Origin of the sequence: Burkholderia sp. IT-111MI5, from assembly GCF_949752865.1 — a bacterium.
GTDB lineage: Bacteria > Pseudomonadota > Gammaproteobacteria > Burkholderiales > Burkholderiaceae > Burkholderia > Burkholderia pyrrocinia_C.
Window position 1 is genome coordinate 380,799 of sequence record NZ_CATKIF010000011.1, and the last position, 25,060, is coordinate 405,858.

Annotated in this window: 20 protein-coding genes and 3 pseudogenes; 12 read left to right on the forward strand and 11 right to left on the reverse strand. The window is 67.8% G+C overall.

Annotation, left to right across the window (positions count from 1 at the left end; all coding sequences use genetic code 11):
* The first annotated feature begins 188 nt into the window (after positions 1-188).
* On the forward strand, positions 189-2,372 hold the full coding sequence (locus ACM6JT_RS09970; protein WP_414856385.1) for an FUSC family protein: 2,184 nt from the start codon (positions 189-191) through the stop codon (positions 2,370-2,372).
* Positions 2,373-2,508: 136 nt separating this feature from the next.
* On the forward strand, positions 2,509-2,721 hold the full coding sequence (locus ACM6JT_RS09975) for a hypothetical protein (RefSeq protein WP_034179600.1): 213 nt from the start codon (positions 2,509-2,511) through the stop codon (positions 2,719-2,721).
* Positions 2,722-2,847: 126 nt separating this feature from the next.
* On the opposite strand, the gene ACM6JT_RS09980 is transcribed toward ACM6JT_RS09975, so the two are convergent.
* On the reverse strand, positions 2,848-3,957 hold the full coding sequence (locus tag ACM6JT_RS09980; protein ID WP_414856386.1) for a P1 family peptidase: 1,110 nt from the start codon (positions 3,955-3,957) through the stop codon (positions 2,848-2,850).
* 64 nt (positions 3,958-4,021) lie between these two features.
* Positions 4,022-5,428: an APC family permease gene (locus ACM6JT_RS09985; RefSeq protein WP_414856387.1), complete on the reverse strand. Its 1,407-nt coding sequence runs from the start codon at positions 5,426-5,428 to the stop codon at positions 4,022-4,024.
* A 132-nt stretch (positions 5,429-5,560) separates the two neighbouring features.
* Between ACM6JT_RS09985 and ACM6JT_RS09990 the strand changes: the two genes are divergently transcribed.
* On the forward strand, positions 5,561-6,361 hold the full coding sequence (locus tag ACM6JT_RS09990) for a helix-turn-helix transcriptional regulator (protein WP_034179603.1): 801 nt from the start codon (positions 5,561-5,563) through the stop codon (positions 6,359-6,361).
* 187 nt (positions 6,362-6,548) lie between these two features.
* On the opposite strand, the gene ACM6JT_RS09995 is transcribed toward ACM6JT_RS09990, so the two are convergent.
* Positions 6,549-6,854 (reverse strand): panthothenate synthetase, encoded by a 306-nt coding sequence (locus ACM6JT_RS09995; protein ID WP_131946776.1) that lies wholly within the window; start codon positions 6,852-6,854, stop codon positions 6,549-6,551.
* Positions 6,855-7,042: 188 nt separating this feature from the next.
* Positions 7,043-7,687, reverse strand: a pseudogene (locus tag ACM6JT_RS10000) (cytochrome P450); the annotation flags it as partial.
* Between ACM6JT_RS10000 and ACM6JT_RS10005 the strand changes: the two are divergent.
* Positions 7,681-7,836: pseudogene (locus tag ACM6JT_RS10005) on the forward strand (AraC family transcriptional regulator); the annotation flags it as partial. The pseudogenes ACM6JT_RS10000 and ACM6JT_RS10005 sit on opposite strands and share 7 nt — an antisense overlap.
* A gap of 65 nt (positions 7,837-7,901) precedes the next feature.
* Here ACM6JT_RS10005 and ACM6JT_RS10010 read toward each other — a convergent pair.
* Positions 7,902-8,279, reverse strand: coding sequence for a nuclear transport factor 2 family protein (locus ACM6JT_RS10010; protein WP_414856388.1), 378 nt, complete (start codon positions 8,277-8,279; stop codon positions 7,902-7,904).
* A gap of 306 nt (positions 8,280-8,585) precedes the next feature.
* Between ACM6JT_RS10010 and ACM6JT_RS10015 the strand changes: the two genes are divergently transcribed.
* From ACM6JT_RS10015 to ACM6JT_RS10030, 4 genes are all read left to right on the forward strand, one after another.
* On the forward strand, positions 8,586-9,470 hold the full coding sequence (locus ACM6JT_RS10015; RefSeq protein ID WP_414856731.1) for a LysR family transcriptional regulator: 885 nt from the start codon (positions 8,586-8,588) through the stop codon (positions 9,468-9,470).
* A gap of 164 nt (positions 9,471-9,634) precedes the next feature.
* Positions 9,635-10,567, forward strand: coding sequence for an AEC family transporter (locus tag ACM6JT_RS10020; RefSeq protein ID WP_414856389.1), 933 nt, complete (start codon positions 9,635-9,637; stop codon positions 10,565-10,567).
* 124 nt (positions 10,568-10,691) lie between these two features.
* Positions 10,692-11,624 (forward strand): DMT family transporter, encoded by a 933-nt coding sequence (locus ACM6JT_RS10025; protein ID WP_414856390.1) that lies wholly within the window; start codon positions 10,692-10,694, stop codon positions 11,622-11,624.
* Between the two features lie 294 nt (positions 11,625-11,918).
* Positions 11,919-12,293, forward strand: a complete 375-nt coding sequence (locus ACM6JT_RS10030; protein WP_034179605.1) for a hypothetical protein — start codon at positions 11,919-11,921, stop codon at positions 12,291-12,293.
* A gap of 150 nt (positions 12,294-12,443) precedes the next feature.
* Here the strand turns inward: ACM6JT_RS10030 and ACM6JT_RS10035 are convergent, their stop codons facing one another.
* Both ACM6JT_RS10035 and ACM6JT_RS10040 read right to left on the reverse strand, forming a co-directional pair.
* Positions 12,444-13,961 carry a CoA-acylating methylmalonate-semialdehyde dehydrogenase gene (locus ACM6JT_RS10035; RefSeq protein ID WP_414856391.1) on the reverse strand — a complete coding sequence of 506 codons (1,518 nt, stop codon included), beginning with the start codon at positions 13,959-13,961 and terminating at the stop codon, positions 12,444-12,446.
* A gap of 50 nt (positions 13,962-14,011) precedes the next feature.
* Positions 14,012-15,370: an aspartate aminotransferase family protein gene (locus ACM6JT_RS10040; protein ID WP_034179607.1), complete on the reverse strand. Its 1,359-nt coding sequence runs from the start codon at positions 15,368-15,370 to the stop codon at positions 14,012-14,014.
* Positions 15,371-15,475: 105 nt separating this feature from the next.
* Between ACM6JT_RS10040 and ACM6JT_RS10045 the strand changes: the two genes are divergently transcribed.
* Both ACM6JT_RS10045 and ACM6JT_RS10050 read left to right on the forward strand, forming a co-directional pair.
* Complete coding sequence (locus ACM6JT_RS10045; RefSeq protein WP_034179608.1) at positions 15,476-16,417, forward strand: LysR family transcriptional regulator; 942 nt, start codon at positions 15,476-15,478, stop codon at positions 16,415-16,417.
* Between the two features lie 154 nt (positions 16,418-16,571).
* Positions 16,572-17,063: a 2,4'-dihydroxyacetophenone dioxygenase family protein gene (locus tag ACM6JT_RS10050; RefSeq protein WP_414856392.1), complete on the forward strand. Its 492-nt coding sequence runs from the start codon at positions 16,572-16,574 to the stop codon at positions 17,061-17,063.
* A 101-nt stretch (positions 17,064-17,164) separates the two neighbouring features.
* Here the strand turns inward: ACM6JT_RS10050 and ACM6JT_RS10055 are convergent, their stop codons facing one another.
* Together ACM6JT_RS10055 and ACM6JT_RS10060 are read right to left on the reverse strand one after the other, a co-directional pair.
* The gene (locus ACM6JT_RS10055; RefSeq protein ID WP_414856393.1) at positions 17,165-18,313 is read right to left on the reverse strand and encodes an epoxide hydrolase family protein; all 1,149 of its coding nucleotides are present in this window, start codon (positions 18,311-18,313) and stop codon (positions 17,165-17,167) included.
* Between the two features lie 77 nt (positions 18,314-18,390).
* Positions 18,391-19,350: a GlxA family transcriptional regulator gene (locus tag ACM6JT_RS10060; protein WP_414856394.1), complete on the reverse strand. Its 960-nt coding sequence runs from the start codon at positions 19,348-19,350 to the stop codon at positions 18,391-18,393.
* Between the two features lie 135 nt (positions 19,351-19,485).
* Between ACM6JT_RS10060 and ACM6JT_RS10065 the strand changes: the two genes are divergently transcribed.
* Complete coding sequence (locus ACM6JT_RS10065; protein WP_105389960.1) at positions 19,486-20,286, forward strand: SDR family NAD(P)-dependent oxidoreductase; 801 nt, start codon at positions 19,486-19,488, stop codon at positions 20,284-20,286.
* 321 nt (positions 20,287-20,607) lie between these two features.
* The gene (locus ACM6JT_RS10070; protein WP_414856395.1) at positions 20,608-22,374 is read left to right on the forward strand and encodes a diguanylate cyclase; all 1,767 of its coding nucleotides are present in this window, start codon (positions 20,608-20,610) and stop codon (positions 22,372-22,374) included.
* Between the two features lie 73 nt (positions 22,375-22,447).
* On the opposite strand, the pseudogene ACM6JT_RS10075 reads toward ACM6JT_RS10070, so the two are convergent.
* Both ACM6JT_RS10075 and ACM6JT_RS10080 read right to left on the reverse strand, forming a co-directional pair.
* Positions 22,448-23,815 (reverse strand): annotated as a pseudogene (locus ACM6JT_RS10075) (MFS transporter).
* A 182-nt stretch (positions 23,816-23,997) separates the two neighbouring features.
* Positions 23,998-24,957 (reverse strand): MBL fold metallo-hydrolase, encoded by a 960-nt coding sequence (locus ACM6JT_RS10080; protein WP_414856396.1) that lies wholly within the window; start codon positions 24,955-24,957, stop codon positions 23,998-24,000.
* Between the last annotated feature and the right edge of the window lie 103 nt (positions 24,958-25,060).

Here is a 25,060-nt window from a genome sequence, read left to right on the forward strand (position 1 = left end):
CTGTAGCGGAGCCGCTATTTTCCTCCACTGGATGCGACAGATTGTTACTCCGGCTGCAACTATCGTTTCCCGGCAGCTGCGTTAATGCGCGGGCGCCGCACTCCTACAATCGGCGCCTCACCAGTCGAACGGACCCGTTCGGATGCGCCGCGGCACCGTGCCCGGCCCTGCACGGGCCACCTCTTTTCATGAAGCCACAACCTGCGATCGAGCGACCTTCCATCGAACCGGCACGATGGAGAGCATGGCTTGATCCGCTCGGCGACGCGGCCCGCGACTGGGCCGTCAGCGACGGCTTGATCTGGCTGCACCTCGCGAAGACCGTGTTCGCGGCGCTCCTTGCGATGGGCATCGCGATGCGTCTCGAGATGTCGCAGCCGCGCACGGCGATGACGACCGTGTTCGTGCTGATGCAGCCGCTGTCGGGGATGGTGTTCGCGAAGAGTTTCTACCGCGTGCTCGGCACGGCGGCCGGCCTCGTCGGCGCGCTCGCGCTCGGCGGGCTGTTCGCGCAGCAGCCCGAGCTGTACATGGCCGGCATCACGCTGTGGATCGGCGGCTGCATCGCGCTGGCGGTGCGCAACCGCCACTTCCGCTGGTACGGCTTCGTGCTCGCCGGCTACACGGCCGCGCTGATCGGCCTGCCGGCGGTGATGACGCCGCAGACGCTGTTCCAGTCCGCGCTCACGCGCGCCGCGGAAGTCGCGCTCGGCATCGCATGCTCGGGCGCGGTCAGCGCGTTGATCCTGCCGCTCAGTTCCGCGAAAGCGCTGATGCGTTCGCTGAACACACGCCACACGACGTTCGCGGCGTTCACGGCCGGCGCACTCGCGGGCGACGTCGCACGCGGCGATTTCGAACGGCGCTTCGCCGATTTCGTCGACGACATCGTCGGCTTCGAAGCGAACCGTGCATTCGCGTCGTTCGAGGATCCGCACATTCGCGCGCGCAGCCGCCGGCTCGCACGGCTGAACAGCGAGTTCATGAACGCATGCACGCGGCTGCATGCGCTGCACCAGCTCGTCAAGCGCCTGCGCGCGAACGGTTCGGACGCGGTGCTCGACGCACTGGCGCCGCACGTCGACGCGCTCGCGCAGCGGTTCGCCGCATTGCGCGACGAGCGGCAGCACGGCATCGCACCGGCCACCGGCGCGATGCTCGAACTGCGCCGCTTCCACGGTGCGTTGCCGAAGGCCGCGCGCGCGTCGCGGCGGACCATCGAGGAACACGCGGCCGGCGGCCTGCTCGATTTCGATACCGCGATCGAGCTGCTGTACCGCTTCATCGGCGAGTATCTCGGCTACGCCGATACCTACGCATCGCTCGACCAGGACGATCACGCATTCGAGCGCTCGGTCACGCATTACGCGGTGAAGACCAATTCGTTCTTCGTCGGCTTCGCGTTCCTGCGCACGGTCATCGCCGTCGGTGCGATGAGCGCGTTCTGGATCGCGTCGGAATGGCCGAGCGGCTCGCTCGCGGTGATCGCCACCGCGATTGCATGCGCGCTCAGCTCGACGTCGCCGCGCGCACCGAAGTTCGTCGCACAGATGGGCGTCGGCGCGGCGTTCGCGACTGCCGTCGGCTACCTGTTCCTGTGCTACGTGTATCCGAACATCGACGGCTTCCCGCTGCTGTGCGCGACGCTCGCGCCGGTGCTCGGCCTCGGTGCGTTTCTCGCGATGCGGCCGGGGCTGTCCGGCTACGGGATCGGCTTCGCGGTGTTCTTCTGCCTGCTTGCGGGACCCGACAACGCGATCGCGTATACGCCAGAGGTGCTGATCAACAACGGGCTGGCCGTCGTCGTCGCGATGCTCGCGTGCTCGCTCGTGTTCGCGGTCGTGTTCCCCACCCACATGCCGTGGCTCACGGGCCGCATCGCGCACGATCTGCGCCGCCAGGTCACGCTTGCGTGCGAAGGCGCGCCGGACGGCCTCGCGCAGCGCTTCCAGTCGAGCACGCACGACCTGATGGCGCAGTTGCGCACGCTGCTCGTGCGACGCACGCGGCAGCATCGCGACGCGTTGCGCTGGATGCTGTCGACGCTCGAGGTCGGACATGCGGTGATCGACCTGCGCGACGAACTGCACGCGTTCTGCGAAGCGAAACCGCCGCAGATGCTGCGCTGGACCAGTTCGATCGACGCGGTGCTGCACGAGCTGCCGCGCTTCTTCGACGATCCGACGCCCGGCCACCATGCGCGCACGCTGAAATCGGTGAATCTCGCGATCCGCGCCGCTCAGCACACGCTGCAGGCGTGGTACGCCGTGCCCGACGAGCGACGCCGCATGCAGCGGATCGTCGGCTGCCTGCACTTCATGCGCAGCGCGCTGCTGGACAAGGATGCGCCGTTCAACCGGCATCGCCATTGAACATCGGTGCGCAGGCAACGGGATCCTTGTTCCGAATGGAAATAAGCTCTACAGGCGCGGTGATTAATCTTTAAGCAGTGCGAGCCTATAGTTTCCTCACTGCCAGCGAGACTGGCACTCACCCAGGAGAAACAAAATGAAGCCGCTGCACCTCGCCCTCGTTGCCCTGTCGCTGACCGCTGCTGTCGCCCACGCACAGCCGGCGCCGGCCGACGCCGCACCGCAACAGGCGAACCGCACCGAAGCCGTCAAGGCCGCAGGCCGCGTCGATCGTTCGCAGTCGAAGCAGGAAGACCCGAACGCCTGTGTCGGCCCCGTCAGCTTCTGCAACATCTACTTCGGCAGCTGAGCATGACGTCGCGTCGTCACGGCCAGGCCCGCATCGCCCGCATCGAATCCGCGGGCGGGCAGCGCACCGGCCGATCGCCGCACCGCCCCGATCCACGCCGCTTCGATTGAAGCGGCGCATGCCGTTTCAGGCGCCGCGCCCCGGCCGCCAGCCCACTTCGCGCAACGCATCCAGCAAGCGCGCCTGACCGAGCCCTTCGACCCGTGCACCGCGCGATTCGACGTCGCCGCCCGCGACGAGCGCATTCACGATCGCTTCCTCCACCGCCTCGGCCGCCGCGACGAACAGCGCGGAAATATGGTCGTTGTTGACCATCTTCACGCCGGTGGTCGGCACGCCCTTGCTGCCGTAGTTCGCCGCCGGCAGCCCGTCGTTGCCCGTTGCGAACGCAAGGAAGATGTCGCCGCTCGAATCCTCGGTGCCGCCGCCGACGCGTGCAAGCCCGACGCTCGCGCGCTGCGCGACGCGCGTGCATTGATGCGGCAGCAGCGGCGCGTCGGTCGCGATCGTCACGACGATCGAGCCCATGCCGGCCTCGCCTGTCGCGTGGGGCGCGCGGAACGGCGAATGCACGTGGCGCAGCACTTCGCCGACCGGATACCCAGCCACGCGCAGCATCTCGCGCACGCCGTAGTTCGCCTGCACCAGCGCGCCGACAGTCCAGCCGCCCGCATCGGCCGCAAGCACGCGCGACGCGGTGCCGATGCCGCCCTTGAACTCGTGGCAGATCATGCCCGTACCGCCGCCCACGCCGCCTTCGGCAACCGGCCCCGACTGTGCGGCGGCCAGCGCGCGCTGCACGTGTTCGGCGCTCACGTGCTGCCCCCAGATGTCGTTCAGCAGCCCGTCGTAGGTTTCCATCACGACCGGCATGCACCAGTACACGCGGCCGGCCGCCGCTTCCCGCTCGTTCGCGACGAGCGCGTCGCGCACCGCGCCGACACTGTGCGTGTTCGTATAGGCGATCGGCGTCGTCAGCAGGCCGGCCTCGCGGATCCATTCGAGCCCCGTTGCGTCGCCGTTGCCGTTCAGCACGTGCATGCCGGCGAAACACGGCGAATCGTGCGCGGCGCCCGCGCGCGGCTCGATGACGGTGACGCCGGTGCGGATCGATGCGTCGCCGTTCTCGACGTTCAGCGTGCAATGTCCGACCCGCACGCCCGGAACGTCCGTGATCGCGTTGAAGCGGCCCGGCGTGCCGAGTCCGATGCGGATGCCGAGATCCCTCGTGCGCATGATGCAATTCCTCCAGTCTTTCAATGGTTCGGTGTGTCGGTGCTGCAACGTGACGATCCGGCGTTCAGAGCGCGCGGAATGCTTCGCTGTGGCGCGCCCAGACGACATACATCGCGAGTGCGGCAATCAGCAGCCCCGCGATGATGATCAGGTCGGTCGGCTTCGTCGCCGTCGCCAGCGTCGTGTAGAGCGTGTATGCGGCGCCCGCTACCGCGACGAGCGGCGTCACGGGCCACAGCGGCATCCGGTAGTGATGTTCGACGTCGCGGCGCACGAACCGGCTCGCGAGCGCGGCCAGCCCGACGACCAGGTAGATCAGCAGCAGCAGGTCGACCGTGAACGCGGTCAGCTCGTCGAGGCTCGATACGAACACGAGCCCCGCCGACGGCACCGCGAGCGCGAGCGTCGCGAGCCACGGCGATTCCAGGCGCGGATGGATCGTCGAGAATGCACGGTTGCAGGTGCGCGACCAGAGCGCGTGCCGGCCGCTGCTGTACAGCAGCCGGCCCATCGTGATCACGATCGCGATGATCGCGTTGAACACCGACAGGAAGATCCCGGCGCTGACCACGCGCGACACGGCCGGGTTGCTCAGCGAACGCACGACATAACCGATCGGGTCGGCGCTTTTGGTGAGTTCCGTCAGCGACGGCGCGCCGAGCACGATCGCGGTGAGCGGAACCAGTTCGACGACGAGGATCACGAGCAGCGAATAGATCACGGCCTTCGCGACGTTGCGGTTGCCGCCGCGCAGGTCTTCGGCGAGGTATGCAGCGGAGCCGAAGCCGTTGTAGCAGAAGATCGCCGTGCCGATCGCGGGCACGATGGCGGCGAGCGTCGCCGGCACGAGCGCGTTGCCGCTCGCGACGACCGGCGCGACCAGCACGTCGGCGCCGCGATGCAGCGAGCCGAAACCGAGCCCCGCGATCAGCGTCAGCACGCCGATCTCGACGACGAGGAACGCACCGGTGATCCACGCATTCGTCTTGATGTTGAGCATGCCGAGCAGGTAGCTGAGCAGCACGATCGTCAGCGCGACCGACTGGTTGCCGAAGTGCGTGCCGAGCGCGTTGTTCAGATACGGCGCGGCGCCGCTCGCGAGCACGGCCGGAATGAATACGCTGACGGACAGCACCGTGATGAAGGTCAGATAGCCGGGCAGCGTGCCGAACACGCGCTTGGCCATCACGTATTCGCCGCCCGCGCTGCGGTGCGCGGCGCTGAGCTCCGCATAACAGAGCGCGAATGCGAGCGCGAGCACGCCGCCGAGCAGGAACGACAGCACCGCGCCGCTGCCGGCCTGCTGGATCGCGAACGGCGCGATCACGAAGATCGAGCTTGCTGGGGTCACGCCCGACACGGTGATCATCACCGCGTCGCGCACGCTGAGCGTCTGCGACAGCGCGCGCGGCGCGTCTTCCGTTGCAGGCGCCGCTTGCAGCGTGCCCGTCGATTCCGACATCATCGCCATTTCGTTCTCCTGTGCTCCTATGCTGCACTTTTTTGAACGCCCATACTCGGGCCCGATTGATTGCGTGGCAGTCTAGGAAGCCAATTTCAGGACCGCTATTCCCCCTTCGTGTTACGCCCTTCCGGTGGTGGTATGGATCGTCTCTTCTCCGAAATCGCGATGCACCAGGCGCTTGGCCGCGCAATCGATCATCTCGGCCAGCCGCGCTTCTGGCGGTTCCTGGTGCTGCTGCTCAATGAAATGGCGCCGTTCGACAACGCGCTCGCGACCGCGATCGGCCGCGACGGCGTGCCGCTCGTGCTCGACGAATACGACACCGGCGGCACCGACACCGCGTCGCCGGTGCCGCTTTACCTGAATGGGTTATATCTGCTCGACCCGTTCCTGCAGGCCGCGCACGACGGGCTCGCCGACGGCTGCTACCGGCTCGAGGAAGTCGCGCCCGACCTGTTCCGGCAAAGCGAGTATTTCCTGAGCTACTTCCGCGATGCGGTCGGCGACGACGAAATCCAGATCCTCGTGCGGCCGAACGCCGACACGCTGCTGTCGCTGTCGCTCGGTGCAGCCGCGCGCTTCGACGTCGAGCCGCTCGGCAAGCTGACGGCCGCGATGCCGTGGGTGCTCGCGACGATCCGGCAGCACTGGCGGCTGGTCGGCGACGCCGCGCGCTCGACGCCCGACGCCGATCTCGGCGCGCGCGTCGAGCAGGCGCTTGCGCGCTTCGGCGCGGGCGTGCTGACCGATCGCGAGATGTCGATCGCGAGGATGGTGCTGCGCGGCAATTCGTCGAAGGCGATTGCCGAGCGGCTGGCGATTTCGCCGGAAACGGTGAAGGTGCATCGGCGGCATCTGTACGCGAAGCTCGGGATTTCGTCGCAGCCCGAGCTGTTTTCGCGGTTCATTCAGGCGCTGGGAGAAGATGCGGCGGGATGAGCGCATCGCGCAGCACGGATGGCAACGGGTGCGGAATCGTGCACTATCCGTGAATCGCCGCAGCCGTGGTCGTCCGTTCAAGCCGACACGGATGCGCCGCCGACAACACGACTGCCCGGAAACAGGAACCCGAACCATGCCGCCCGCCCGGTTTTCGGGCAGGGGCACGGTCATGCGCAGCGTCCTGCTACCTCCACTTTGCGCCGAGTTGCGCGAGCCCGGCGTTCCGGAGATCGTCCGGCAGCATCACCACGCGGAACTCGCAGTCTGCATTCAACATCAGGAACCACGGCTCCGCGAGCGCCGGGATCTGTGACGGGTCATCCAGATTGACGATCACGACCGCCCCGCGCCCGCCGCTCTGCTCAGTGAAATACACGGCCTCCGGCCTGACCGCTTCGAGTATTCGCGAGATCACGTCGCCGACGCTGCCGTCGCGCACCAGCGTGTTGAACGGCTCGTGAGGGATTCGTATGTTGAGAAGCATGCGCATGACCATCCTCCTTGGGCTCCGCCCGGCCTGGGCCCTTCAAGCATAGGTGCTACGCGACGCCGCGCCAGTGGCGCCGCAAGCAGTTGCCGGCGCGCATTCACATTCCGACGATTCGATGACACCGCGTCGCGCAAACGGCAATCGCGCGCGCGATGCAGGCCGGATCGAATCGACCGCTTATGCCCCCATCATCCGGAGACCGTATCGGCCGCCAGCCCCGTCGGTTCGATCGCCAGATGCAGCGCCCGCTCCGGCCGCAGCGTCACGTTCAGCACCGCACGCGGCGGCGTCATGCCGGGCGGCACCGCCAACACATGACGCTGCAGGATCATTGCGGCCACCACCGTCATCTCCGTCATCGCCAGATGCTGCCCGAGGCATACGCGCGGGCCGGTGCCGAACGGCATGTACGCGCCGCGCGGCAGCGCCGGCGCATCGTCGGTGAAGCGCTCGGGCCGGAACGCATGCGGCTCCGGAAACCATCGTTCGTCGAGATGCATCAGCTGCAGCGGCAGCATGAACAGCGTGCGCGCGGGAAACTGCCACGCACCCAGTGCGATCGGCCGCGATGCGCGACGGCTGATCAGGATCGGCGCGGACGGATACAGGCGCAGCGTTTCGTCGAGCGTCTGCGTCAGGTAACGCAACGAGGATCGCGTCTCGGCGGACGGCGCGCGACCACCCAGCACGCGGGAAACCTCGTCGCGCGCGGCGGCTTGCACGGCCGGATTCGTGGCCATGCACCATGCCCACCAGGTCAGCGCCCCGGCCGTCGTCTCGTGGCCGGCCAGGAACGCCGTCACGCACTCGTCGTGCACGGCCTGCAGCGGCCATTTGGGCCACGCTGGCGCTGGACGAAGGATTCGCCGACCAGGCGCACCTGAGCCGGGAGGTCAAGCGCATCACGGGATTCTCGCCGAGCGAATTCACGCAACGCTTCATCGACGACGAATCGTTCTGGATGTATCGGCTCTGGGTGTGACGCGGCGGCGGCCGATCGCGCCTGGTCATCCGTTTCGCGACGAACGGCCCGCTCGCGTCTTCCACTCAAGCGTGCGGTTCGACGAAGCCGCCGTCGGGTGCAGCGTGCGGCACGTTCCAGCCGAAGTACACCTCGGCCTCGACGATCCGGCCGTCGCGGATAAGCAACCGCTCCGCGTTCCTGAATCGCCGACCGTCGCTCGTTTCGGCCTCGTACACGACGAACACATGCTCGCCGTGCACTGCAACGTCGACGAAATCGAAGTGCGCCAGCGTCACGCTGTTCGGCCAGCAGCGCCGGAAATACGTGTCGCGGTCGATCCGGTTGTCGAGCGGGCTCGTGAAATGGAAATCCGGCGCGATCAGCGCTTCGATCGCGTCGCGGTTCTTGTCGGCATACGCGCGGTAGCTCGCACGCGCAACGTCGCCCGGGTTCTGAAGCATCGTCGTGACCTCCTCGAAGAATCGGCGTGAGCGTCGCTCGCACCGGTGCAGCTGTTTCGGCGAAATGCGCCCGTTGCCATCCACGCGAACCCGCATCGGCCGGCAGCCCGCGCTTTCCATCGTAAGCCGGCAATGCCGCGGTTGCCCGATTCGGCGGGCACGGGCATGATGTCCGCGAACTCGCCGGCCGCTTTTTTCCGCTGGTTCTCGCCGACCTCGCCGCACCTGTGCAGCGTGTCACGCGAACGCTGCCGCCGTCACGCGAGCAATCCGCATGCCGGCCCCGTCGCCAACGTCACTTCGTCCATGTCACTACGCGCATTCAGAACGCTGGTCGCCATCGCCCGATACCGGACCTTCGCACGCGCCGGCGAAGCCATCGGGCTCACGCAGTCGGCGGTGAGCCTGCAGATCAAGGCACTGGAAAGCGAATACAACGTGCAGTTGTTCGATCGTTCGCGCCGGCAGCCGGTGCTCACCGAAGCCGGCAACATCCTGCTCGCGCAGGCCGAGCAGGTGCTCGCGATGGTCGACCGGATTCCCGATGCGCTCAGCGACGAGAAGAAGCTCGTCGGCCGCCTGCGGATCGGCGCGATCCAGACCGCGCTGTCCGGCCCGCTGCCCGACGCGCTGCTCGCGCTGCGCAACTCACATCCGTCACTGCGCGTGCACGTATCGGCCGGCATGTCGGCCGAGCTGGCGAATCGCGTCGCGGCCGGCGAACTCGATGCGGCGATCACGACACGCCCCGTGCGCCCGCATCCGGCGGAACTGACGTGGACCACGCTGTACGAGGATCGCTTCTGGCTGCTCGCGCCGCCGGACCATGTGGAACGCGACGCGGGCACGCTGCTCGAAGCGCTGCCGTTCATCCGCTTCGACGCGCAGGCCTGGGCCGGCCGCATGATCGCCGCCGAGCTGCGCCGCCTCGGCGTGCGCGTGCGTGAAGAGATGGTGCTGGACAGCGCGGAAACGATCGCACGGATGGTGGCGCGCGGGCTCGGCGCCGCGATCGTCGCGCTCCCCGATGCAACGCTCGCGCGCCTGCCGCCCGTCACGCGCTTGCCGTTCGGCCAGCCGCAGATGGGGCGCGCGGTCGTGCTGCTCGAACACCAGTCGCGTCCGGCCGAGCGTTTCGCGCGTGCGCTGACCGCCGAAGTCACCGCGTCATCGATGAGAATTTCTCATTGAACACCCGATAATTAACAATTATTCCTGTTGCTTGCGCGTGTTAACTTGGCGGCATCGTCACTCTTTCGATTGCGAGTCGCCATGTTGCCCGCCGGATGGATTTCCGCGTCGTTCCGCCGCTCCGCCTGCCAACCGGTCCGCACGGCCGGCGTGAAGGCGCGCCGATGATCGGCCCGGTCCTGCTCGCGCTGGCGCCGGTCGCGCTGCTGGTCGCGTTCGGCCATGGCCTCCGGCGCACGGGTTTCATCGCCGAAGCGTTCTGGCCGCAGGCCGAGCGGCTTTGCTACTACGTGCTGCTGCCGGCGCTGTTCGCGAACAGCCTCGCGAACGCGCGGCTGCAAGCGCTGCCTGTTTTGCCGCTCGCGGCAGCGCTGGTCGGTTCGACCGCCGTCGCCGCGGCGCTCCTTCTGCTGGTCCGTCGGTTCGTCCGGGTCGACGGCGCCGGCTTCACGTCGGTGTTCCAGGGCGCGGTGCGCTTCAACAACTATGTCGGCACCGCACTCGCCGCCGGGCTGTTCGGCGCAAAAGGCATCGCGCTCGCGGCCGTGTGCGTCGCGGCGATCGTCCCGACCGTCAACCTGATGTGCGTGCTGGTCTTCGCGCGGTATGGCGACACGCGGCTCGGTGCGGGCGCACTCGTGCGGCAAATCCTGTCGAATCCGCTCGTCGTCGCGTGTGCGCTCGGGATCGCGATGCAGGCCGGCGGTGTCGCATTTCCCGCTGCCGTCGAGCCGGCCGTGCGCGCGCTCGGCGCCGCGTCGATGCCGCTCGGCCTGCTGTGCGTGGGCGCGGCGCTGAAATTCGATGCGGCCCGTGCGTGGCTGCAGCCGGTGTGCATCGCGTCGGCGTTCAAGTTCATGGCGATGCCGCTGATCACGCTCGCGACCGGCCGCCTGTTCGGGCTCGGCGATGCGGCGCTGACCGTCGCGCTGCTGTTCCAGGCGCTGCCGACGTCGTCGGCGTCGTACATCATGGCGCGCCAGCTCGGCGGCGACGCGCCGCTGATGGCCGGTATCACCGCGTTCCAGACGGTCGCCGCGGCGCTCGCGATGCCGGTCGTGCTGACGGCGCTCGCGTCGGCACCGGTATTTCGCTGACAGCGCGGCACCCGGCCCCATCCCCGCTGAATCAACCGGCAGGCCAGTTGTCGCACGGTTCGACATCGTCGGCCGCGCGCGGTCGTGCACGCATTGCCTCGCCCCCTTCGAGATGCCCCGACACATGAACGCTCCCGCCCCACCCGCCGGCATCGTCGCCACCCGGCCGAATGCGGCCATCTACGTGAAGCTCACGCTCGTCGCGCTGTTCTGGGGCGGCACGTTCATCGCGGGCCGGATCCTGGCCGCGACGATGTCCGCGACTTCCGCGGCCACCGGCCGCTTCGCGATCGCCGCGTTGCTGCTGGTCGCGCTGACGTGGAAATTCGAAGGCGGTCTGCCGACGCTGAGCGGCCGCCAGATCGTGACGACCTTCGCGCTCGGCGCGACCGGCATCTTCCTGTACAACGTGTGCTTTTTTGCGGCGCTCGCGCGGATGCCGGCCGGCCGCACCGCGCTGTTCGTCGCGCTGAATCCGGTCGCGACCGCCGTGCTGTTGTCGGTCGTCGTGCGGGAACGCCTGTCGCTGTCGCGCTGGGCCGGCATCGCCGTCTCGCTGTTCGGCGCGCTGATCGTGATCAGCCGCGGCGAATTGCTGCGCGTGCTGACCGATCTCGGCAATACGTTCGGCGCCGGCGAACGTTACATGCTGTGCGCGGTGCTGAGCTGGGCCACCTACACGGTGATCGGCCGGCGCGCGCTCGACGGGCTGTCGCCGCTCGCGGCGACGACCTACGCGACGCTGTGGGGCCTCGCGCTGCTGGTCGTCGCGCATCTGTTCGGCCCGGGCGCGAGCGGCGGCACGCCGCTGACGTGGCAGGCCGTCGTGTCGATGATCTATCTCGGCGCGATCGGCACCGTGGTCGCGTTCGTCTGGTATTCGCAGGGCATCCGCGAACTCGGGCCGGCCCGCGCGGCCGTGTTCACCAACCTGGTGCCGGTGTTCGGCGTGCTGCTGTCGGTCGCGCTGCTCGCCGAACCGCTGTCGCCATCGATGCTGGCCGGCGGCGCGCTCGTGATCGCGGGCGTCGCGCTGACCAATCGCGCACGGCGCTGACGTATCGGCGCATGCGCCGCGCAGGCTCGGGGACGGATCCCGAATACCGGGTTGCGACGGCACTCGCAGCGCCGTTGCGCGACGCCTACGCGCCGCCAATACGGGCCCCGACTTTCTCGCAGCCCTGCCAAAAACCGCCTATCGTGAATGAAGCGCCCCGTTCGCTGCCATCCGGCCCTGAGTCGCTCGCACCGGCGGCAACGGTACAGCGCTCCGGCACCATTCATCGTGATCGTCGCGTCCGCTCGCCCGTGCGCACGATCGCGGCCGCCCACCGGATTACAGGAGGCATTCATGAAAGCCGCGCTGCTCGTCAGCTCCGCCCTGCTCGCCATCGCGTCCGCCACGGCCTCGGCCCAAGGCTCGATCACGAAAGTCGAAAACGGCGCGCTCGTCGCCGCGAACGGGATGACCGTCTATACCTTCGACAAGGACAAGCCCAACGCCGGCACCAGCGCATGCACGGGCCAGTGCGAAACCTTCTGGCCGCCGTACAAGGCCAGCGCGACCGACGTTCCGGTCGGGCCCTACACGATCGTCAAGCGCGACGACGGCAGCCCGCAATGGGCGTACAAGGGCAAGCCGCTGTACTTCTTCTCGAAGGACATGAAACAGGGCGACCGCAACGGCGACAACTTCAAGGACATGTGGCACGTGGTCGCGCCGTAAGCGTTGTTGCGCCGTTGTCCGCGCAATCGGCGCGGACGTAAAAAAGCCCGCCCGGATCGTGGTCAATCGGGGGCGGGCCTTCGCATCTTTCACGCGGCCACATCGCATCGCCAGCCGACAGGCCGGCGACGCATGCAGCCGAAATGCGCGTCAGCGGTTCGACGGGAAGCTGAACACCGTCCCTTCGCGCACGCCGGCCGACGGCCAGCGTTGCGTGATCGTCTTGCGCTTCGTGTAGAACCGCACGGCGTCCGGGCCATAAGCGTGCAGGTCGCCGAACAGCGAACGCTTCCAGCCGCCGAACGAGTGGTACGCGACGGGCACCGGCAGCGGCACGTTGATGCCGACCATGCCGATCTGGATGTTGTCGCTGAAGTAGCGCGCGGCCTCGCCGTCGCGCGTGAACAGGCACGTGCCGTTGCCGTATTCGTGCGCGTCGATCAGCGCCATCGCCTCGTCGAGCGACTTCAGGCGGATCACGCCGAGCACCGGCCCGAAGATCTCGTGCTGGTAGATCGGCATGCCGGGCTTCACGTTGTCGAACAGGCACGGGCCGAGGTAGTAGCCGCCGTCGTGGCCGTCGACCTTCACGCCGCGGCCGTCGACGACCAGCGTCGCGCCGGCTGCCACGCCCGCTTCGACGAAGCCCGTCACCTTGTCGAAATGCTGCTGCGTGACGAGCGGGCCCATATCGATGCCCGCGCCGTTGCCCGGGCCGACCTTCATCTTGTCGATTTCGGCCTTCAGGCCCGCGACGACCTGGTCGCCCGTGTCGTCGCCGATCGCGACGACCAGCGGGATCGCCATGCAGCGCTCGCCGCACGAGCCGTACGCAGCGCCCATCAACGCGTTCACCGCGTTGCCGATGTCCGCGTCGGGCATCACGACCGCGAAGTTCTTCGCGCCGCCGAGCGCCTGCACGCGCTTGCCGTGCGCACAGCCGGTCGAGTAGATGTATTCGGCGATCGGCGTCGAGCCGACGAAGCTCACGGCCTTCACGCGCGGATCGGTCAGGATCGTGTCGACCGCTTCCTTGTCGCCGTTCACGACGTTCAGCACGCCCGGCGGCAGGCCGGCCTCGAGCGCGAGCTCGGCCATGCGCAGCGTCGACGACGGCGTGCGCTCGGACGGCTTCAGCACGAACGTGTTGCCGCACGCGACGGCCATCGGCCACATCCACAGCGGCACCATCACCGGGAAGTTGAACGGCGTGATGCCGGCCGCCACGCCGAGCGCCTGGAACTCGCTCCACGAATCGATCGCGGGGCCGACGTTCTTGCTGTGCTCGCCCTTCAGCAGCTCGGGCACGTAGCTCGCGTATTCGACGTTCTCGATCCCGCGCTGCAGTTCGCCCATCGCATCGGCGAGCACCTTGCCGTGCTCGGCCGTGATCAGCGCGCACAGCTCGTCGGCGTGCTCCTCGAGCAGCGTCTTGAAGCGGCTCATCACGCGGGCGCGCTTCAGCGGCGGCGTGTTGCGCCACGCCGGGAACGCAGCCTGCGCGGACGCGATCGCGGCTTCGACGGTCAGCTTGTCGGCGAGCGCGACGCTCTTGTCCGATTCGCCGGTGGCCGGGTCGAACACCGGCTGGACGCGGCTGCCGCCGTCGACGCGCTTGCCGTCGATCAGGTGGCCGACGGTGGAGGTCACATTGCTGTCGTGTTTCATCTGTCTGGCTCTTTCGTGAATTCGGTTGTCGCTTGGGGGCGGGCCGCGGCTCAGTCCACTTCGTTCAGCGCGTCGGACAGCGCATTGACCAGGTTGTCGATCTCGCGCTTTTCCGAGATGAACGGCGGCGCGAGCTGGATCGTGTCGCCGCCGTAGCGCACGTAGAAGCCCTTCGCCCAGCAGCGCATCGCGATCTCGTACGGGCGCCGCGCCGGTTCGCCCGGCAGCGCCGCGATCGTCAGGCCGGCCGCGAGGCCGTAGTTGCGGATGTCCGCGATGTGGCGCTGGCCCTTCAGCCCGTGCACGGCCGCCTCGAAATGCGGCGCGAGATCGCGCACGCGGGCTACCGCGTCTTCCTTCACGAGCAGATCCAGCGCCGCGACGCCGGCCGCGCATGCGACCGGATGCGCCGAATACGTGTAGCCGTGCGGGAATTCGAGCATGTACTCGGGGCCGCCTGCCGCCATGAACGTGTCGTAGATTTCCTTCGTCGCGATCACGCCGCCGAGCGGCTGCACGCCGTTCGTCACCTGCTTCGCGAAGTTCAGGATGTCCGGCGTCACGCCGAACGCGTCGGCGCCCGTCATCGCGCCGGCACGGCCGAAGCCCGTGATGACCTCATCGAAAATCAGCAGGATGTCGTGCGCGGTACAGATGTCGCGCAACCGCTTCAGATAGCCCTTCGGCGGCACGACCACGCCTGCCGAACCGGAGAACGGCTCGACGATCACGGCCGCGATGTTCGATGCGTCGTGCAGTGCGATCAGATCGAGCAGGCGGTCGGCCAGCTCCGCGCCGTGTTCGGGCATCCCGCGCGAGAACTTGTTCTCGGCGAGTTGCGTGTGCGGCAGGAAATCGGCGTCGAGGCCCTGGCCGAACAGCTTGCGGTTCGGCCCGATCCCGCCGACCGAGATACCGCCGAAGTTCACGCCGTGGTAGCCCTTCTCGCGGCCGATCAGGCGCGTCTTCGTGCCCTTGCCCTTCGCGCGCCAGTACGCGCGGGCCAGCTTCAGCGACGTGTCGGCCGCTTCCGAGCCCGAACCCGTGAAGAACACGTAGTCGAGGCCGGCCGGCGTCAGGTCCTTGATCTTGTTGGCGAGCTCGAACGACTTCGGATGGCCGAACTGGAACGCCGGCGCGTAGTCGAGCTGCGCGACCTGGCGGCTCACGGCTTCGACGATTTCCGTGCGGCCGTGACCGAGGCCCGTGCACCAGAGGCCCGACAGGCCGTCGAAGATCTTGCGGCCTTCGGCGTCCGTGTAATACGCGCCCTGGCCCGACACGATCATGCGCGGATCGGCCTTGAACTGGCGGTTGGCGGTGAACGGCATCCAGTGCGCGTCGAGCCAGGCGGCGTCGGTGCGGATAGTCGTGTCGTCCTGCTGCGCGGCGGTGGTGATGTCGGTCATGTCGGTCGGCGCGGCGCGCCCCTCCTTCTTGTGATGATATTGCGCATTGTCGGGAGGCCAATTAGTCTCTTCAATATCGCAATATCAATGTTCACTTGCGCAACTATGCAAGCAAAGAAACCGAAGAGCCGCGCGCTGCTCGGGCAGCTCAGCGACATGGATCTCCGCCTGCTGCGGGTCTTCAAGGGCGTCGTGCAGTGCGGCGGGATGGCGGCGGCCGAACTGGAACTGAATATCGGCATCTCGACGATCAGCCGGCACGTGAAGGATCTCGAAACGCGCGTCGGCCTCGTGCTGTGCCGGCGCGGCCGTGCGGGCTTCACGCTGACGCCCGAGGGGCAGACCGTGTACGAGGAGACGCTGCGGCTGCTCGCGTCGATGGAGGCCTTTCGCAGCAGGATAGACGGTATTCACGACAGGATGGGCGGAGAACTGCACGTCGCGGTGTTCGACAAGACGGCCACCAACCCGAACGCGCGGCTCGGCGACGCGATCCGCCGGTTCGCGGACGAGGCGCCCGACGTCGCGCTGAACCTGCATGTGGCATCGATCAACGAGGTCGAGCGCGGGATCATCGACGACAGCTACCAGGTCGGGATCATTCCCGCGCACCGCAACTCTGGCAGCCTCGTGTATTCGGAGCTGTTCGACGAACGGATGCTGCTGTACTGCGGCCGCCAGCATCCGCTCTACGATGCGCCGCACGGCAAGCTCACGTGGACGACGATCCGCAACCATGCGTTCGCGGGGCTCGGCTTCCATTCGCCGAACATGGAACTGAGCCATCGTGCGAAGCTCACGCGCAGCGCGACCGCGTCGGACCAGGAGTCGATCGCGACGCTGATCCTGTCCGGCCGTTATCTCGGCTTCCTGCCCGACCATTACGCGGAAAGCTTCGAAAACAAGGGGCTGATGCAGCCGATCGCGCCGCATCGGTTCAACTACCGGTGCCGGTTCGTGAGCCTGCTGCGGCGCTCGCCGCGGCCGTCGCGGGCCGCGCTGCTGTTCCAGTCGTGTCTGGAAGCCGCGCACGACGTGAAAGCGTAGCCTGCGCGACGGTCCGCCCCGCGCCGGACCGCGCGGGAACGGCGTCGCGGGCATCGCGTTCAGCGCCGTGCGCCGCACGTGAACCGCCACCGTTCAGCCGCGCGATCCGGCTCTGCGATAATGCGGGCTCCCCATTTCCGCTCCGCCTCCCGCCATGACGCAGCCGCCCGCCCCGCTCTCCACCGACCTGCCGCCGATCTCGTGCCTGCCCGGCGACGCGCTGCAGTGGCTGCCGATGAGCGCCGACCTGCCGGGGCTGGCGATCAAGTATCTGCACATCAATGCGGCCGAGGACACGCTGACCGCGCTGCTGAAGATGCCGGCCGGCGGCACGCTGCCGCGCCATCGCCACGACGGCGAGGTGTTCGTCCATACGCTGCAGGGTGCGTGGCGCTACCTGGAATACGACTGGGTCGCGCACGCCGGCTCGACGGTGCTCGAACCGGCCGGCTCGGTGCACACGCCGGAAACGCTCGGCGCGCCGGGCGAGGATGTGATCACGCTCAACGTGATGCGCGGCGATCTCGTGCTGCTCGACGACGACGGCCGCGAAACCGCGCGCGAGAATTGCCGCGTCGCGCTGCTGCGCCAGCGCAAGCATGCGCGGACGGCGCCGGACGACGCGGTGGCGTTCGTCACACGGTAAGACAGGCGGCATCGTCGCGTCACGATCCGCATGGTGCCGGCTCTCGCTATGCGCGGATGGCCGCCTGCGCACTTCGCCGGCTTCCCCGGCCTACCCGCGCATTACCGAAAACGCCGGAAAAATCGCCGAATATCGTTGGCCAGCAGATCCGGCTCTTCCATCGCAGCAAAATGGCCGCCGCTCGGCATGTCGGTCCACTGCACGACGTCGAACACCCGTTCGAGCCAGCTGCGCGGCGGGTGGCTGATTTCCTTCGGAAAACGCGCAAACGCGACGGGCACCGCCACGCGTTGCCCGGCCGCGAAGCGCATTGGCTGCAACCGGTTTTCCCAATACATCTGCATTGACGAGCCGATGCAGCCGGTGAACCAGTAGAGCGAGATTCCGGTCAGCAGCGTGTCGTGCGAGAACCGCCGTGCGACGTCGCCGTCGCAATCGCTCCACGAGCGGAATTTCTCGGCGATCCATGCGGCCAGCCCGGCCGGCGAATCGTTGAGCGCGACGGCCAGCGTCTGCGGCTTCGTCATATGCATATGCGCGTATCCGCCTTCCAGCGCGGCCCATTCGCCGCGCTGCGTCACGAAGGCCTGTTCGTCCTCGGTCAGCGGCGAAGCCGCGTCGGTCGGAGGCTCGTAGCTGCCGGGCAGGTAGTTCAGATGGATGCCGTCCACCACGTCGGCATGTTGCGCGCCGAGCGCAATCGACACGCCTGCGCCGAGATCACCGCCTTGCGCGCCGAAGCGGCGATATCCGAGACCGGACATCAACGCCGCCCAGCGGTCGGCGACCTGAAATGCCGACATGCCGGGTGCCGCGGGCGCCGGCGAGAACAGGAAGCCCGGCAGTGACGGTACGACGACGTCGAACGCATCGTCCGGATCGCCGCCGAACGCCGCCGGGTCGCAGAGGCGATCGATCAGCGCATCGAATTCGAATACGGAGCCCGGCCAGCCGTGCGTGACGACGAGCGGATAAGGCCTCGGCCCGACGCCGCGTCGATGGATGAAATGCACGCGCTGCCCGCCTGCGTCTGCGACGAACTGCGGCAGCCGGTTCAGCGCACGCTCCACCGCACGCCAGTCGAAGCGTTCGGCCCAGTACGCGGTCAGTTCGCGCAGCCACGCGCCGTCGACACCCTGCTGCCACGGCCCGGCGGGTGTCAGCATCGGTGCGCGCATGTCGCGCAGGCGCCGGCGCAGGTCATCAAGCGCGTGATCGGGAATCGCAATGCTGAACGGGGCGGCGTACATCGTGTCTCCTCGCGAAGAATATCGACGGGATTCTGCGCCATTTTTCCGGCCCGCGACGAACGGCTCGCGCCCACGCGTCAGCCTGTTTCCCGCTCGTCCGCCCGCGCATCGCGCCGCATCGCCTGCGGCGGCACGCCAAACCCGCGCACGAACGCCTCGCGCATGTGCCGGCGGTCGCGAAACCCGTTCTCCTTCGCGATCACATCGAGCGGATGCCGGCTCTGTTCGATCATCAGCCTTGCGGCTTCGAGCCGCAGCCGCTCGATCGCCTTCGCGGGCGACTGCCCCGTTTCGAGCGTAAACACGCGGCTGAACTGCCGCGGGCTCAGGTGGACGGCATCGGCCAGATCCTCGACGGTCAGCGCGCGGCCGAGGTTCTGCCGCGCGTAGTTCAGCGCGTTCTGGATCCGGTCTGATTTCGGCGCAAGATCGAGCATTTCCGAATGCTGCGACTGGCCGCCGGCCCGACGCTGGTGCATCACGAGCTTGTGCGCGACCGAGCGCGCGGCATCGGCGCCGAGATCCTTTTCCACCATCGCGAGCGCGAGGTCGAGGCCGGCCGTCATCCCGGCCGACGTCCAGATCGGCCCGTCGACGATATAGATCCGGTCTTCCTCGACGCGAATCTCCGGGTAGTGCCGCTGCATGTCGCGGCCGAACGCCCAGTGCGTCGTCGCGCGGCGTTGCGCGAGCAGCCCCGCCTCGGCCAGCACGAATGCGCCCGTGCAGATGCCGGCGATCCGCCGCGCCCGCGCGTTCATGTGGCGCAGGAATGCGACCACGCCGGCCGGCGCCGGCGAAGCGAGCGGATCGTTGACGCCCGCGACGATCCACGTATCGACGTCGAGCCGCCCGCGCAGCGCGCGCGTGGCGACCGACAGCCCCAGCGACGAGCGCACGTCGCCGCCGTCGACCGAATAGTTGTCCATCACGTAGAACGGCTCGCCCGCGCCCATGTTCGCGTACTCAAACACCGACTGCGCGGCAAGCGCCATGATCTGAAAACCGTCGCTGATCAGAAAGCCGATTCGGTGCATGCGTGCTCTCCAGTCCGGGCGTGCGTTTGGCCCGATGTCCTGAATCATACCCATCTACGTCATTTGTGTCGCAGCGATTCGAAGCCAGAATGCATTCACGCCATTCGGCCACTTCATCGAAAACGGAGCGACATCATGACTCAAGCACATCGCGGTACCGCCCTCATTACCGGCGCGTCGTCGGGCATCGGCGCGATCTACGCGGACCGGCTCGCGCGCCGCGGCTACGACCTGATCCTGGTTGCGCGCAACCGCGACCGGCTGGCCGCCCTCGCCGAGCGCATCACGAACGACACGCGGCGCAGCGTCGAGATCGTCGACGCGGACCTCAACGACCGCGCGGCGCTCGCCGCCGTCGAAACGAAGCTGAAGCAGGACGCGAGCATCACGCTGCTCGTGAACAACGCGGGTGTCGGCACGCACGCCCCGCTGCTCGACAGCGACGTCGACGCGATGACGCGGATGATCGACCTGAACGTGACCGCGCTCACGCGCCTCACCTATGCGGCCGTGCCCGGCTTCGTCGCCCGCGGCCGCGGCGCGGTAATCAACATTTCGTCGATCGTCGCGATCTCGCCGGAAACGCTGAACGGCGTGTACGGCGGCAGCAAGGCGTTCGTGCTCGCGTTCAGCCAGTCGCTGCACCATGAGCTCGCCGACAAGGGCGTGCAGGTGCAGGCCGTGCTGCCCGGCGCGACGGCCACCGATTTCTGGCAGACGGGCGGCCTGCCGATCGAGCACCTGCCGAAGGAAATCGTGATGTCGGCGTCCGACATGGTCGACGCGGCGCTGGTCGGCTTCGATCGCGGCGAACTCGTGACGATTCCGTCGCTGCACGCGGGCGAAGAATGGGATGCGTACGAGGCCGCGCGCCAGACGATGGCACCGCACCTGTCGACCGATACGCCGGCGCCGCGCTATGCGGCGGCGCGCTGATTCCTGTTTCCGCTTCTCCCCGATCCGATGATGTTCGGCGACGCATTTCCGCACGCGGGTTGATGCGATCGTTCGTCTGACGAAAAGCCCGGCGCCGGCGCGCCGCGATGCCGCCGGGGATTCTTTCCCCGGCGGCGCAAATAGGCGTCGTCGAGCGCCGATTCCCGCGCGCTTGCCATGTACTTTTCGCAACAGTAAGCTCTACCGCTGCAGTCTCCGAAGCAGCGCCATATCGGGCGCAATCCGTCCGATCATCCGGGCAATCGACCGTTGCGGAATTCGACCATGCGGCTTCGTATGTGCACCACCGAGACCGGCAGCATGCCCGTCTCCCCGCCTGTTTCCCCGCGCATCTCGGCCGACCGTTCGCCGGATCTTCCGGCACTCCCCGAACTCGAAACCGTATGCCGCGTGGCACGCGCGCATTTCGGCACGGCCGGCGCGTTCGTCGCGCGCGCCCAAGCCGGCGCGCAATGCTTGCTGGCGTCCGATGGGACGCTCCCCGCAACGCTTCCGCCGGATACCTTCCCGCCAGGCGTCGAGCGAGATTCGCCTGCCGGCAGACGGCTCGTCGTGCCCGACGTGGGCAACGGCCCGTTTCACACGCCGCAGGTCGTCGCAGCCTGCGAACTGGCCGCGCCCGACGGCACCACGCTCGGCGCGCTGTGCCTCGCCAGCTACACCGGCCTGGCACTCGACGCCACCCGGCGCGCATTCCTGCACGATCTCGCGTCGCTCGCGGAACGCGCGTTCGCTCGCGCCATCGCGGAAGCCGCGTTGCGCGAACGGCTCGGCATCGTCGAGGAGCACAGCACGCTGACGACGCTCGCGCTGACCGAAAGCGGCACCGGCGTGTGGGATCGCAACGTGGAAACCGGCGAGATCCATTACTCGCCGACCTGGAAGGCGATGCTCGGCTACGCGCCGCACGAGCTGAGCTGCCGGATCGAGGATGCGTACGAACGGCTGCATCCGGACGATGCCGACGACGTGAAGGCGGCCATGCTCGCGCACTTCGAGGGCCGGACCGACAGCTACGAGGTCGAGCACCGCATCCGCTGCAAGGACGGCACGTACAAATGGATCCGCAGCCGCGGCAAGGTGATCAGCCGCGACGGCAACGGCCGCGCGCTGCGCATGGTCGGCACGACCACCGACATCACGGCGCTGCGCGAGCTTGCCGCGCGGCTGCGCGACTCGGCCGCGCTCGTCACGGATCTCACCGACCAGGTTCCCGGGCTCGTGTTCCAGCTACGGCAGGCGGCCGGCGGGCGCCGCACCTTTACCTATGCGAGCGCGGGTATCAGCGATATCTACGAACTCACGCCCGAGCAGATCGCCCGCAACGCGGAAGCGGTCGAGACGCGGATCCATCCGGCCGACCTGATCGCGTATCGGCAATCGCTGCATGAGTCTTCCGCGCGACTGACGCCGTGGCGCCTCGAATATCGCGTGCTGCTGCCCGGCCAGGGCCTGCGTTGGCGCGAAGGCGATGCGCGCCCGCAACGCATGGCCGACGGCGGCACCGTGTGGCACGGCGTCATCACCGATGCGACCGAGCGCAAGCGCATCGAGGCCGAACTGCAGCGGATGGCGACGACCGATCACCTGACGCAACTGTCGAACCGCCACGCGTTCATGCGGCAAAGCGAAGCCGCGCTGCGCGGCGTGCGCGCGACCGGCCGGGCCGCCGCGGTGCTGATGCTCGATCTCGACCACTTCAAGGCGCTGAACGATCGCTGGGGCCATCCGCTCGGCGACCGCGCGCTCCGCCATTTCGCGCGGCTGCTGCTCGCGGAAACCGGGACGGACGGCATCGTCGGCCGGATCGGCGGCGAGGAATTCGCGATCGTGCTGCCGGGATCGGACCTCGATACGGCGATCGCGTTTGCGCGGCGCCTGCAGCAACGCGCGATGCTGGCGCGGCTCATGCATGAGGATCAGCAGGTCGAGTTGACCGTCAGCATCGGCATCGACGCGATGCGCGAGTCGGATGTCGGCGCGTACCAGTCGCTGTCGCGCGCCGACAAGGCGCTCTATCTCGCGAAGGATCGCGGCCGCAACCGGATCGAGGTGTATCGGGCGTAATCGAAGCGGTACGGGCCACCCGCGTCGAACCGGACGGCGACAACACCAGCAGCGCGATTGCCCGACCTCGCGATCAATGTTGCGCTTCCGCTCGTACGAGCGCGGCTTCGCCCTTCACGCCGAGCATCAGCGCGACGCCGCTGGCGACCAGCAGCGCGGCCAGCAGGTACACGGCGAGATCCATGCTGCCCGTGCGCGTGCGAATGATCCCGATCACCCACGGGCTGACGATGCCGCTCGTGATCCCGATGCTGCTGATCAGCGCGATCCCGGCCGCGGCCGCGCTGCCCGACAGGTAGCGGGTCGGCACGGCCCAGAAGATCGGCAGCGCGGCGAAGATCAGCGTCGCCGCGATCGACAGGCACGCGAGCATCGCCGCGAAGCTGTGCAGGTGTAGCGTCAGCGCCGCGAGCGCGAGCCCGCCGCCGATGGTGCAGCACGCGAAGTGCTTGCGGCGCTCGCCGGTGCGGTCCGAGCGGCGCGCGATCAGGATCAGCCCGACCGCACCGACCGCATTCGGCACGACCGTGTAGAGGCTCACGGCAACGACGTCGGTCACGCCGAAGTCGCGAATCATCAGCGGCATCCAGAAGTTGAGCGTCAGCGACGCGCAGGTCAGCGAGAAATAGATGAACGCGAACAGGTACACGCGCGGGTTCGCGAGCGCGGCCGCGAGGCTGCGCCCGTCGTGCGCGCCGCCGTGCCCGCGGCCGTCCGCGCACAGCGCGGCGACGCGCGCCTTTTCATCGGCCGTGAGCCAGGCGGCGTCCCGCGGCCGGTCGACGAGGAACGAGAACGCGGCGAACGCGAGCAGGATCGCCGGTGCACCCTCGATCGCGAACATCCATTGCTAGCCGTGCAGCCCGAGCACGCCGCTCATGTCGCGCATGATCCAGCCCGACATCAGGCCGCCGAGCACGCCGGCCACCGCGACGCCCGCGAAGAACACCGAGATCGCCGCCGCGCGCCGGTTCGCGGGGAACCAATAAGTCAGGTACAGCACGATGCCGGGGAAGAAACCGGCTTCGAACACGCCGAGCAGGAAGCGCAGCACGTAGAAATGCGACGGCTGCGACACGAACATCATCCCCGTCGACGCGATGCCCCACAGCAGCATGATCCGCGTGAACGTGCGGCGCGCGCCGAAACGCGCGAGCAGCAGGTTGCTCGGCACTTCGCAGAACACGTAGCCGACGTAGAACACCGCGGCGCCGAGGCCGTACATCGCATCGCTGAAGCCGAGATCGTGCTTCATCTGCAACTGCGCGAAGCCGATGTTGATGCGGTCGAGGAACGACACGACGTAGCAGAGGAACAGGAACGGGATGATCCGCCACGCGATCTTGCGGAACAGCAGCGCGTCGCCGGATTCGGACGTCGATGAGGATACCGAAGCGCTCGCGGGCGCGAGCGTCGCTTCGGCGGGAAGCGATTGGGGCATGTCTCTCTCCAAACGGGCCGCGCGATTCGAGCGCGCAGCAGTCTCCGAGGGCGTGCATGCGCCCTGCTTTCTTGTGAGACCGGATATGGCTGCCGGAACCACGGCGCAACGCCGCAGCGGAACCCGCAGCCCTCAGGGAAACGGCGACGCGTTCAGACGAACGCCCCGCCGCCGTGCGCCGCTCAGTCCTGCAGCGCGGCCCACATTTCCTTGTCGCGCTGCGCAGTCCAGATGCGCGGATGCTTGATGCCGCTCGCCTCGTCGAACGCGCGCGACACGTCGAACGGCAAACAGTGCTCGTAGATGAACACGTGGCCGAACTTCGGATCCATCGCTTCGCGCGTGAGCGCCATCGACGCCTTCAGGTCGAGATTGCGTTCCACGGCCTTGCGGCCCTGCGCGAGCAGCGTCGTGACGAAATCCTGCGTGTAGTCGAGGCCCTTGTTCACGTCGGCCGGATTCAGCAGCGCGGGGCCGCGGCCCGGCACGAGCTTCTCGGCGCCGAGCGCGCGCAGCGCCTCGAGCGTGGCCGGCCACTGTTCGAGCTGCGCGTCGCCGCAGTAGCACGCGGCGTCGTATTCGACGAGGTCGCCCGAGAACAGCACCTTCTGCGACGGCAGCCAGACGATCGTGTCGCCCTTCGTGTGGCCCGAGCCGACATGCATGATCTTCACTTCGAGCTTGCCGAGGAACAGCGTGATCTCGCGCTCGAACACGAGCGTCGGCCAGGTCAGGCCGGGCACCGTCTCGACGCCGGCGAACAGGCGCGGGAAACGCTCGATCTCCGACTTCATGTCGGCCTCGCCGCGCTCGACGATCATCTCGTACGTGCCGCGGCTCGCGATCACGTGCTGCGCGCCTTCGTCGAAATACGCGGACGCACCGAGCACGCGCACCGCGTGGTAATGCGACAGCACCACGTGCTTGATCGGCTTGTCGGTCACGCTGCGGATCTTCGCGATCAGGTCCTGCGCCATCGCGGGCGTCGCGGTCGTGTCGACGATCAGCACGCTGTCGTCGCCGATGATCACGCCCGAGTTCGGGTCGCCCTCGGCGGTGTACGCGTACGCGTTCTCGGACAGCTTCGTCCAGGTGACTTTCTTCTCTTCCAGATCGGCTTGGGAGGCGAATGCTTTGGCCATGTTGCGTTCCGTGGCTGCGAGCCATGTGTTGAGGGGTGTGAACGGATCATCTTCCCGCATCGATTATTTGTCAATGACAAAGTCGCTTGCTATTGTCTAATAC